Below are 11,549 nucleotides of genomic sequence, written 5' to 3' on the forward strand. Positions count from 1 at the left end.
TCGCCATGGCGACCCTCACCATGACCGACCACACCACCGCGCAAGCCTTCCTCGGCCAGACCGTCTGGGTGACCGGCGTCAACCAGGGCATCGGGCTGGCGGTGGCGGAGACCTTCACGGCGCAGGGCGCCGAGGTGATCGGCTTCGACCTGCGCCACGACGAAACGGTGGAGCGCCCGTTCCGCCGGCTGGCGCTCGACGTCACCGACGCCGAGGCCGTCGCCCGCACCTGCGAGGAGCTGTTCGCGGCGGGGACCGGGATCGACGCCCTGGTCAACGTCGCCGGCATCCTCCGGCTCGGCGCGCTGGAAACGCTCGGCCTCGACGACTGGCAACAGAGCTTCGCGGTCAACGCCGCCGGCCCCTTCCACCTGATGCGGGCGGTCGTTCCCGTCCTCAAGCGCCAAGGGAAGGGCTGCATCGTCAGCGTGTCCTCCAACGCGGCGCATGTGCCGCGCGCGCGGATGGCGGTCTACGGCGCCTCCAAGGCGGCGCTGACCAGCCTGACCATGACCGCCGGGCTGGAACTGGCCCCCTTCGGAATCCGCTGCAACGTGGTGTCGCCCGGCTCCACCGACACGCCGATGCTGCGCGGCATGTGGTCGGACGCCGACGGCGCCGCGCGCACCATCGCCGGCAACCACGCCCAGCACCGCATCGGCATTCCGCTGGGCAAGCTGGCGACCCCGCAGGACATCGCCAACACGGTGGTCTTCCTCGCCTCCCCCGCCGCCGGCCACATCACCATGATGGACGTCCTGGTCGACGGCGGCGCGACCCTGGGCAAATAAGGAACGGCAAGCATGAGCAACGAACAGTATGTCAGCCCGTTCGACGACGAACGGCACGCGTTCCTGGTGTTGGTCAACGACGCGCGCCAGCACAGCCTGTGGCCGGTCTTCGCCGCCGTCCCGGACGGCTGGAAGACGGTCTTCGGGCCGGCGGAGCGCGTCGCCTGCCTCACCCACATCGAGGCGTCCTGGACGGAGCTGACCCCCGCCGGCGCTTGAGCGCGACGACCAGCCTCGACACCACACCCCCTCGGTTTCGCTCGACATGATGGAACAGGATACGGCCATGCGGGACATTCCCCTGGTAGGCACGCAGCTCGGCATCTGGCTGGCGGATCAGGTTGCGACGCGCAAGAACGCCTACGTCATCGCCCACGCCATCGAGCTGCGCGGCGCGGTCGATGCGGACCGGCTGGCCCGCGCGATCCGCCTGGGGCTGGCCGAGGCCGACACCGTCACCGCGACCTACGCCCAGCGCGACGGCGCGGCGTTCCAGACGGTCCGCGAGCCGGGCGACGCCCTCCTGGTGCCCGAACCCGAAAGGCTCGACGTGACGGGGGCGGCGGATCCGGCCGGGGTCGCGCGGGCCGTCATGGAGGCCGATCTGGCGCAGGACCTGACGGCGGACGGTTGCGCCCCGCTGTGCCGGCAGATCCTGATCGACGCCTCGACCGCCGGGGAGGGTCCGCGCTGGTTCTGGTACCAGCGCTACCACCACATCATGCTGGACGGCTTCAGCTTCAACGCGCTGACCCGCCGGATCGCCACCCTCTATGGCGCGCTGATGCGGGATGAGCCGGCCGGGGAATCGCCCTTCGTCTCCGTCGCGGCGGTGGTCGAGGAGGAGCGGGCCTACGAAGCCTCGGCGGGATTCGAGAAAGACCGCGCCTTCTGGCGGGATTGCTGCGCCACCCTTCCGGCCCCCTTCACCCTGTCCACACGCGGCGGCAAGCCGACCGAACAGCAGGCGACCTCCGAGGTCGTCGGCCACGCCGCCCGGCTTGCGCCGGAGACGGCGGCGGGCCTGCGCGACCTCGCCGGGGCCGGGAAGGTCGCGGTCTCCGACCTGATCATGGCCGCCATCGCCGTCTACCTCTACCGCCTGTCGGGTGAATCCCGCCAAGTGGTCGGCTTCCCCTTCATGCGGCGCATGGGGTCGGTGGCGATCGATTCGGTGGCGCCGGTGGTCAACGTGCTGCCGCTGCGCATCGACGTGACGGACGAGCTGACCCTGACCGCCGTCGCCGGCCGGATCCGGGCCGCGCTGAAGGAAACCCGCCGCCACCAGCGCTACGACGCGGAGCGGATCCAGCGCGACCTGAACCTCGTCGGCTCGGGCAAGGGGCTGTACGGCCCCATCGTCAACTACCGCATGTTCGACTACGACCTGGACTTCGCGGGCGTCGGCGGCGTCACCCACCATCTGGCGACCGGTCCGGTGGACGATTTCGAGTTCGGCGTGCTGATCCAGGGCGAGGCAGTGACACTGGAGCTGCGCGCCGACCGGACCCGCTACGACACGGCGGATCTCGCCCGCCACGCCGAGCGGCTGAACGGCCTTCTGGACGCGGTCCTGCGCGATCCGGCGACGCCCGCCGGGCGCATGCCGGTGATCGGCAGGGCGGAAGCCGAGGCCATCGCCGCGTGGTCCGCCGGCCCGGTCTTCGACGCGCCCTCCCGGCCGTCGAGCGTCATCGACGTGCTGTACCGGCAGGCCCAGGAGACGCCGGACGCCACCGCGCTGGTCTTCGGCAACACCACGCTCAGCTTCGCCGAGCTGTCGCGCCGCGTCTCGCGCGTCGCCCGCGCGCTGATCCGGCGCGGCGTGGGCACCGGTAACGTGATCGCGGTGGCGGTGCCGCGCTCGGTCGACACGGTGGTGGCGATGCTGGCGGTGATGGCGAGCGGCGCCACCCATCTGCCGCTCGACCTCGACTACCCGTCCGACCGCCTCGCCATGATGTGCGAGGACGCCCGCCCGGTCTGCGCCCTGACCTGGTCGCTGGTCGCCGGCCGCCTGCCCGCCGGGCTGGACATCCTGCGGCTGGACGACCCGGAGTTCATGGCCGCCTGCGAGGAATTGTCCGGCGCCCCCGTCACCGCCTCGGAACGCCGGGGCGTGCTGGACGGGGCGACGGTCGCCTACGTCATCTTCACCTCGGGCTCCACCGGACGGCCCAAGGGCGTGATGAACACCCATGGCGCCCTGCTGAACCTGCTGCTGTCGCACACCGGCACCCTCTACGGGCCGGCGCTGTCCGCCTTCGCCAAGCGCCGTCCCGGACGGACGCTGCGCGCCGCCCACACCCATTCCTTCTCCTTCGATTCGTCCTGGCTCCAGATGTTCTGGATGCTGCTGGGCCAGGAGCTGCACGTCTTCGACGAGGATATGCGGCGCGACGCCTACGCGCTGGTCCAGGAGGTCGAGCGCCGCCGGATCGACGCGCTGGATCTGCCGCCCTCCTTCTGCGCGCAGATGCTGGCCTGCGGGCTGATGGCGCCCGACCGCCACCGCCCGACGATGATCCTGATCGGCGGCGAGGCCGCCTCGCCCGCGCTGTGGGCCGAGCTGCGCCGTCACCCCGACCTGCACGCCTGCAACCTCTACGGCCCGACCGAGAACACGGTCGACACGCTGCGGGCGCCGGTGTCCGTGTCCGAGCGGCCGGTCGTCGGCCGCCCGGTCGGCAACGTCCGCGTCCACGTGCTGGACGCGCGGCTGCGGCCGGTCCCGGTCGGGGTGGTGGGCGAGCTGTACATCGCCGGCAAGGGGCTGGCGAAGGGCTATCTCGGGCGCCCGGATCTGACCGCGCAGCGCTTCGTCGCCGACCCGTTCCAGCCGGGCGCCGTCATGTACCGCACCGGCGATCTGGTGCGCTGGAGCGGCGACGGACAGGTCGATTTCCTCGGCCGCGCCGACCACCAGATCAAGGTGCGCGGCTACCGCATCGAGGTCGGCGAGATCGAGGGCGCGTTGCAAAAGCTCCCCGGCGTGGAGAGCGCCCTGGTGCTGGCCGAGGCGATGAACGACAGCCACCGGCTGATCGCCTATTGCGTCCTCCCCGGAATCGCCGAGGAGGAGCGCGGCCCGGCGGCCCGCGCGCTGCTGCGGGGCCTGCGCGACACCCTGCCCGACTACATGGTGCCCGCCGCCCTGGTGGTGCTGGGCGCCTTCCCGCTGAACGTGAACGGCAAGGTCGACAAGGCCCGGCTGCCGCCGCCGATGACGGCGGAGGGCGACGCCGAACCGGCGACGCTTGAGGAAACCATCCTCTGCCAAGCCATGGCGACGGTGCTGAAGCTGCCCGCCGTCGGCGCGGAGGCCGACTTCTTCGCGCTCGGCGGCGACAGCATCACCGCCATCGCGCTGGGCAGCGCGCTGCGGGCGCGGGGCTACCAGCTGCGCCCGCGCGACGTCTTCACCGGGCGCGATCCCCGGCGCATGGCCCTGGCGCTGACGCGCTTCGAACCGGCCGCAGGAACAGCGCCGACCGCCCTCGCCGTCGCGCCACTCGCGGATCTGGGCGCGTTGGAAGCCCGCTACGGCGCCGTCGCGGCGGTGGTTCCCGTGCTGCCGCTGCAAAAGGGCATGCTGTTCCACACCCAGCTCGGCGACCGGGCCAGCGTCTACAATTCCTTCACCCGGCTCGACCTCGAAGGCCCGCTCGACGTGGAGCGGCTGCGCAACGCCTTCGACGCGGTGCTGCGCCGCTACCCGCAGTTGGGCGGGCTGTTCGACATGGGCGGGCGGGAGGACGGGCGGGACGAGCCGATCTTCCTGATGCCGGCGCTGCCCACCGGGGAAAAACACCTTTGGCCGTGGGAGGAGCACGACCTCGCCGGGCTGGACGACGCCGCGCAAACGGCGGAGATGGCCCGGATCGAGGCCGACATCGTCGGGCGGGACTACCTCGCCCCGCGCTTCCGTTCGCTGCTGAACGCGGCGCTGATCCGGCGCGGGGAGGGCCGTTGCGCGCTGCTGATCGCCATCCACCATCTGGTGGTGGACGGCTGGTCGACGCCGCTGATCCTGCGCGACCTGCTGAAGGCGTATGGTGAGTCCGCCGACCGCCTGCCGCCGCTGGCCGTCGATTACCCGGCGGTGATCGGCCAGCTCGCCGCCCGCGATCCCGAACCGAGCCGGGCGGTGTGGGCGCGCGCGCTCGACGGCGTCACCCCCACCGTGCTGTTCGACCGGACCGCCGCCACCGGCGGCGTGGAGGAGTGCGAGGTGCGGTTGCCGAAGGCGACGACCGGGGCGCTGCTGGCCCGGATCCGGCGCGACGGCCTGACCCTGAACGTGGTGATGCAGGCGGTCTGGGGCTTGGTGCTGGGCTCCATGGCCGGGCGCGAGGACGTGGTGTTCGGCACGCCGATCTCCGGGCGCTCGGGCGCGGTCGAGGGCATCGCCGAGCAGGTCGGGCTGTTCCTCAACACCATCCCAGTCCGCGTCCGCCTGCGTCCCGAAACCTCCTTGTGGGCGCAGATGCCCGCGATGCAGGACCGCCACATCGAACTGATGGAGAACGACGGGCTGGGGCTGGGCGACATCCAGGCCCTGGCGGGCGGCGCCACCCTGTTCGACAGCCTGCTGGTGGTCGAGAACTACCCGGACAGCGATTACCTCGGCCACGACCTGGACGGCGTCGCGGTGCGCGGCATCCACAACCGGGGTTACAGCCATTACCCGCTGGCCCTTCTGGTGCTGCCGGGCGAGGAGCTGACCCTGCTGGTCGAGAATCGCGGCGCCCTGCCCGACCCGCGCCGGCTGGCCGACCGCCTGCTCGGCCTGCTGACGGGCCTGATCGAGCAGCCCGAGCGCCCCGTCGCCGCCATCCCCTTGCAGACCGACGAGGAGCGCCGCTTCCTGGCGGCGGTGAACGACACCGCGCGGGCACTGCCGGCCGTGACGCTGCGCGACACGTTGGTCGCCCAGGCCGCGCGGACACCGGACGCGGTGGCGCTGATCGACGCGGAGCACAGCCTGACCTTCCGCGCGGTTCGGCATCAGGTGGCGGATCTGGCCCGGCGGCTGCGGGCGGCGGGCGTGCGGCCCGGCGACGTGGTGGCGGTCGGCCTGCCGCGTTCGGCGCGGCTGAGCCTCGCCCTGCTGGCGGTGGTCGAGGCCGGGGCGGCGTATCTGCCGCTCGACCTCGGCTACCCGGCCGAACGGCTGGGCTTCATGCTGGACGACGCCAAGCCCAGGGCGCTGGTCACCGATGCCGCCACGCGCGGCCTGTTCGGCGACGCCGTGCCGGTGCTGGCCTTCGACGCCTTGATCGAGGGAAGCGGCGACGGCATGGAAGCGGTTCCCGACAACGGGCTGACGACGGACCATCCCGCCTACGTCATCTACACCTCCGGCACCACCGGACGGCCGAAGGGGGTGGCGGTCTCGCACGGCGCCATCGTCAATCGCATCCTATGGATGCAGCACGAATACCCACTGACGGCCGACGACGTGATCCTGCAGAAGACGCCCTGCGGCTTCGACGTGTCGGTGTGGGAGTTCTTTTGGTCCTTCATGGTCGGGGCGCGGCTGGTGATGGCGCCACCCGACGCGCACCGCGACCCGGCGGCGCTGGTCGATCTCATCGACCGCCACCGCGTGACCACCCTGCATTTCGTGCCCTCGATGCTGGCGATCTTCACCGCCACGGTCATCGAGCAATTCGGCTCCGACGCCCCCGTCTGCGCCAGCCTGAGCCGTGTCTTTTGCAGCGGCGAGGCGCTGGGCAAGACGCTGGCCCGCGAATTCTCCGGCCGCTTCACGGCGGAGCTGCACAACCTCTACGGACCGACGGAGGCGGCGGTGGACGTCACCCACGCCCCGGCCTTCGGCGACCTGTCCCAGGGCGGCGCCGGGGTGCCGATCGGGCGGCCGGTGTGGAACACCCAGCTGCGCATCCTCGACCACGCGCTGCGCCCGGTTCCCATCGGGGTGGGCGGCGAGCTGTACCTGTGCGGCGCGCAGCTCGCCATCGGCTATCTCGGGCGGCCGGATCTGACCGCGTCGCGCTTCGTCGCCGATCCGTTCGACTCTGGCGCGCGCATGTACCGCACCGGCGATCTGGCCCGCTGGCTGCCCGACGGCGCGGTCGAGTATCTCGGCCGCAGCGACCACCAGATCAAGATCCGGGGCCAGCGCGTCGAACTGGGCGAGATCGAGAACCAAATCGAACGCCTGCCCGGTATCGAGCACGCGGTCGTCCACGCCGTCGTTCTCGGCGACAGACGCAAGGCCGCGCCCGGCATGGACGAGCGGCAGCTCGTCGCCTATCTGGTCCCGGCATCCGGCCACAGGCCGGCGGATCCGGACGCCGTCAAGACCGCGCTCGCCACGACGCTGCCGGCGCACATGGTGCCGGTCGCCTACGTCCACTTGGACACGCTGCCCCTGTCGGCCAACGGCAAGCTGGACCGCAAGGCCCTGCCCTCCCCCGGCGGCGCGCTGCCGGCCCGCGACGCCGGACGGCCCCCGGCACCGGGGCTGGAGAGCCGGCTGGCGGCGATCTTCGCCGAGCTGCTGGGGCTGGAGCGCGTCGGCGCCGACGACGATTTCTTCGCCATCGGCGGCCATTCGCTGCTGGCGATGCGTCTGGCGGCCCGGATCCGGGGCGATCTCAAGCGCCAGATCGCCGTCGGCCAGATCATGGTGACGCCGACCGTCGCCAAGCTGGCCGGGCATCTGGCCAAGGGCGAGCTGGTGAGCGGCCTCGCCAAGGACGGCTTCGAGCTGGTCATCCGGCTGCGCGAGGGCAGCGGTCCGCCGCTGATCTGCGTCTATCCGGGGTCGGGCATCGCGTGGCAGTACAGCGTGCTGTCGCGCTACCTCAGGAACGGCATGCCGATCATCGGCCTGCAATCGCCGCGTCCCAACGGCCCGGTCGCGCTGAGCGACAGCATGGAGGAGGTCTGGGACCGCCAGCTCGCCATCCTGCGCGAGGTCCAGCCGCATGGACCCTATTACCTGCTGGGTTATTCGCTGGGCGGGACGGTCGCCTACGGGCTGGCGGTGCGGCTGCGGCAGTTGGGGGAGACGGTGAATTTCCTGGGCCTGCTCGACACCTACCCGGCGGAGGCGCATGACTGGAGCGGCCTCGGCCGCGAGGACGCCAACCTCGGCGCCGAGCGCGAGCAGGAGCAGTTCATCAACGACGCCATGGCCGACGTGATGGACGAATCCCTGCGGCGCGAGAAGGAGGAGATGTTCGGCCACATCTTCGCCAACTACACCGACGCCGTGAAACTGCTGTCCAAGGCGCGCACCCCAAACTTCGACGGCGCGCTGACCCTGTTCGTCGCCGAGAAATCCATCCCGGAGGAGATCGACCCGGAAGGCTCCTGGACGGGCCGGGTGGCGCGGCTGGACGTCCACCGGCTGGCGCATTGCTCGCACGAGGACATCCTCTCGCCGTCGTCGCTGCAAATCGTCGGGCCGCTGCTGAACGCGGTCATCGAGGCGGCTGGACAGGGCCGGAACACGGCCGGCGCCGACCGGCCGGCACGGCTTGCGGTGGAACGGATTGCGGGATAACGACCATGGCATGGGATTGCTTCGCCTCGTCGTCACGCTCCTCATCGCGGGGCTGTTCGCCATGGGCCTGACCATGTCACCCGCCCCAGCGGGCGAGCCGCTTGCCGTGGCGGTTCCGGTCGGCGGCGGCATCGGGCATGCCGGCGGCGAGGCGGTCCACCCGCTCGCCGTTGCCGAAGGCGATTACGTGGAGGGCGTGCTGGACGGCGGCGGGACGCCCGTTGATCTCCGGCTCGTCGACGCGGAAGGCCGGCCGGTCCGGCTGCTGCTCGACGGCTCGGTCGGACGCACCACCTTCCGCTTCGTCGCGGCGGTGGGGCACGCCGCCCTGCGGTTGACGGCGCGCGGGGCCGGGGCCTACACCCTCGCCTTGACCCGCAAGCTCGGTATGGGCGAGCAACTTGCGCCGCCGCGCGTCTACCCCAGCCCTGCCATCGCGGCCCTCGCCGAGGCGCTGGAGCGCGGCGAGGGCACGGACGCCTTTTGGGAACAGGTCGCCCAAACCGGAACGCCGTTGGTCGAGCCGCACGGCGCCGGCATGGTGGCGATGACCTTCCTGGTGCGCGGCGCGAAACGCAACGTCCGGATCCTCGGTGGCCCCAGCTCCGACCACGAGGCTCTGGAGCGCCTGGGCGGCAGCGACGTCTGGTTCAAGAGTTTCATGGTACCGGACACGACGCGGCTGTCCTACCAGATCGCCCCGGACATCCCGGAGTTTCCCGGCACCTGCCGCGAATGCCGCGAGGCGATCCTGGCGCAGACCCAGGTCGATCCGCTGAACAGGCACCCCTGGCCGGCAGAAGCGCCCGACCGTTTCAATCAGCACTCCCTGGTCGCGTTGCCCGCAGCCCCGCCGCAGCCGGGCGTCGGGGTCCACGGCGCGCCACAGGGCCGGCTCATCGCCGAACGCTTCAGAAGCGAAAGGCTGGGCAACGAGCGGGAGGTCGCCGTTTATACCCCGGCCGGCTTCGATCCCGGCAACCCGGAGACCATCCTGCTGCTGATGTTCGACGGGCAGGAGTACCGGACCCGGATGCCGGTGCCGGCCATCCTCGACGCGCTGGTCGCGGAGGGGCGGCTGCCGCCGGTGGTCGGCGTGTTCATCGCCAACCCGGACGCGGCGGCCCGCGCGCGGGAGTTGCCGGGCAACCCCGCTTTCGCCGCGATGTTGGCGGAGGAGTTGCTGCCCTGGGTCGCGGAGCGCACGGGGCTGACGCCGCGCGCCGACCGCACGGTGCTGGCCGGATCCAGCTATGGCGGGCTGGCGGCGGCCACGGCGGCGCTGGCGCACCCGGAACGGTTCGGCAACGCGCTGTCCATCTCCGGCTCCTTCTGGTGGCACCCCGACGCGAGCCCGCGCGAGCGTCCGGAGCACGTCGCCGGGCTGGTGGCGCGGGGCGAGCGGTTGCCGGTCCGCTTCTTCCTCGGCGCCGGGCTGTTCGAATACGGCCGCGACGGCGAGGTCGGCATCCTGGAAAGTTCGCGCCATCTGCGCGACGTGCTGGAGGCCAAGGACTACGACGTGACCTACCGCGAATACGCCGCCGGACACGATTACTACGCGTGGCAGGGCGTGCTGGGCGACGGGCTGCTGGCGCTGTTCGGGGGGAAGTGACCCGTCAGCGCACCGCCAGCACCGGGGCGTCCAGCGCCGCGCTCCAATGGGCAAGCCGCGCCTTCAACGCGGCGGTGCGGGCGTAGGCGAGCGGTTCCTCGTCGAGCCGTTCCAGCACCTCGAAGGCGAGGCTGTCCGGACCATGCGCGGTCCAGGCGGCCTGGAGGTCGTGGTGGGGGCTGGCGGTCATCCGCAGTTGGAACCAGATCCGGTTGCGGATGCTGTCCACGTCGGGCGCCGTCCCGACCCAGATCTGGCCCGTGGGGGCACAGCGCACGACGTAGACGCCGGCGGAAACGTTGCGTTCCTTGTAGGCGGCCATGGCGGCCCGCCTCTCCTCACCCATCATGCCCGTCCCCATCGGCTGGCGTTCATGCGGGGTGATTACACCCGGATGATATTAAGAGCAAGAGGTTTTTATCCGGGTATAATATGGAGAGGGTTTGCCCCCATCCCGACCTTCCCCCGCTGGGCGGGGGAAGGGGGACAGGAGCTTTGCGGGCGTTCGGCGGCAGTCCCCTCCCCCGCCCAGCGGGGGAGGGTTAGGGTGGGGGCAAAACCTCCCCACCCTATCAGCCTCACTTGCGGACCTTGACGATCTCCGCCTGGAGGTTCGCCAGCAGATCCGCCCCGCCCTCGGCGGCGTACTTGTCGAAGGCCGGCTTGACCAGCTCGCGCATGCGATCCAGCTCGGCCGTGCTCAGCTCGTTGATCTGCATCCCCTTCTCCTTGAGGGAGGCGATGCTTTGAGTCGAGGCCTCGCGGCTGTCCTTGCGCTCGAAATCGCGGGAGGCGACGGCGGCCTCCTGCAGGATCTTCCTCTCGTCGGCCGACAGGCCGTCGTACCAGCGCTTGCTCGCCAGCACGATCCACGGGCTGTAGACGTGCTTGGAGATGGTCAGGTACTTCTGCACCTCGTAGAACTTCGACGACTGGATGGTCGTCACCGGATTCTCCTGGCCGTCCACCGTGCCGGTCTCCAGCGCCGTGAACAGCTCGGAGAAGGCCAGCGGCACCGCGTTGGCGCCGAAGCGGTTGAACATGTCGATGTAGACCGGGTTCTGCATGACCCGCAGCTTGATGCCGCCCAGATCCTCGGCCTTGGTGATCGGGCGCTTGCTGTTGGTCAGGTTGCGGAAGCCGTTCTCCCAATAGACCAGCCCGACGAGGCCCTTGTCGTTCAGCGAGGCGATCAGCTTCTGGCCGAAGGGACCGTCGAGGACGGCGTCGGCCTCCTGCTCGTTGTTGAACAGGAAGGGCAGGTCGTAGACACCGAAATCCTTGACGATGCCGACCAGCGTGGCGGTCGAGCCGACCATCATCTCCTGCGCGCCGCCGATCAGCGCGTTCTGCATCTGAATGTCGCTGCCCAGGCTGGCGTCGCCGAAGCCCTTGACCTTCAGCTTGCCGCCCGAGCGCTTCGACAGTTCGTCGACGAAGACCTTGACGGCGCGGCCCTGGTTGCTGTTCTCCGACAGGCCGTAGCCGAAGCGGATGAGACGCGGCTTGATGTCCTGCGCGGCGGCGGTGCCGACGCCGAGGAGAACGGCGACCGAGGCGGCGAAGGCGACGAACTTGGTTTTCATGGCTGTTTCCTTCCGGAGGT

Annotated in this window: 6 protein-coding genes; 4 read left to right on the forward strand and 2 right to left on the reverse strand. The window is 70.9% G+C overall.

Going from position 1 to position 11,549, the window contains the following annotated elements:
- The first annotated feature begins 5 nt into the window (after positions 1-5).
- The 4 genes from dhbA to fes all read left to right on the forward strand — a co-directional run bounded on the left by dhbA (position 6) and on the right by fes (position 9,943).
- Positions 6-791, forward strand: a complete 786-nt coding sequence (gene dhbA / locus EJ913_RS19290; protein ID WP_244939418.1) for a 2,3-dihydro-2,3-dihydroxybenzoate dehydrogenase — start codon at positions 6-8, stop codon at positions 789-791.
- A 12-nt stretch (positions 792-803) separates the two neighbouring features.
- The gene (locus tag EJ913_RS19295; protein ID WP_127000857.1) at positions 804-1,010 is read left to right on the forward strand and encodes an MbtH family protein; all 207 of its coding nucleotides are present in this window, start codon (positions 804-806) and stop codon (positions 1,008-1,010) included.
- 67 nt (positions 1,011-1,077) lie between these two features.
- Positions 1,078-8,328, forward strand: coding sequence for a non-ribosomal peptide synthetase (locus EJ913_RS19300; RefSeq protein WP_211099007.1), 7,251 nt, complete (start codon positions 1,078-1,080; stop codon positions 8,326-8,328).
- Positions 8,329-8,338: 10 nt separating this feature from the next.
- Positions 8,339-9,943, forward strand: coding sequence for an enterochelin esterase (gene fes / locus EJ913_RS19305; RefSeq protein ID WP_244939419.1), 1,605 nt, complete (start codon positions 8,339-8,341; stop codon positions 9,941-9,943).
- Positions 9,944-9,947: 4 nt separating this feature from the next.
- Here fes and EJ913_RS19310 read toward each other — a convergent pair whose 3' ends face one another.
- Together EJ913_RS19310 and EJ913_RS19315 are read right to left on the reverse strand one after the other, a co-directional pair.
- On the reverse strand, positions 9,948-10,265 hold the full coding sequence (locus tag EJ913_RS19310) for a GIY-YIG nuclease family protein (protein ID WP_238520097.1): 318 nt from the start codon (positions 10,263-10,265) through the stop codon (positions 9,948-9,950).
- Positions 10,266-10,521: 256 nt separating this feature from the next.
- Complete coding sequence (locus EJ913_RS19315; RefSeq protein ID WP_127000859.1) at positions 10,522-11,529, reverse strand: TRAP transporter substrate-binding protein; 1,008 nt, start codon at positions 11,527-11,529, stop codon at positions 10,522-10,524.
- Between the last annotated feature and the right edge of the window lie 20 nt (positions 11,530-11,549).

Origin of the sequence: Azospirillum doebereinerae (genome assembly GCF_003989665.1) — a bacterium.
Classification (GTDB): domain Bacteria; phylum Pseudomonadota; class Alphaproteobacteria; order Azospirillales; family Azospirillaceae; genus Azospirillum; species Azospirillum doebereinerae.

Excerpts from the sequence above, each read along its gene's own strand:
- fes (WP_244939419.1), top strand. The coding sequence starts at position 8,339 with ATGGGATTGCTTCGCCTCGTCGTCACGCTCCTCATCGCGGGGCTGTTC.
- EJ913_RS19295 (WP_127000857.1), top strand. The coding sequence starts at position 804 with ATGAGCAACGAACAGTATGTCAGCCCGTTCGACGACGAACGGCACGCG.
- dhbA (WP_244939418.1), top strand. The coding sequence starts at position 6 with ATGGCGACCCTCACCATGACCGACCACACCACCGCGCAAGCCTTCCTC.
- EJ913_RS19300 (WP_211099007.1), top strand. The coding sequence starts at position 1,078 with ATGCGGGACATTCCCCTGGTAGGCACGCAGCTCGGCATCTGGCTGGCG.
- EJ913_RS19315 (WP_127000859.1), bottom strand. The coding sequence starts at position 11,529 with ATGAAAACCAAGTTCGTCGCCTTCGCCGCCTCGGTCGCCGTTCTCCTC.
- EJ913_RS19310 (WP_238520097.1), bottom strand. The coding sequence starts at position 10,265 with ATGGCCGCCTACAAGGAACGCAACGTTTCCGCCGGCGTCTACGTCGTG.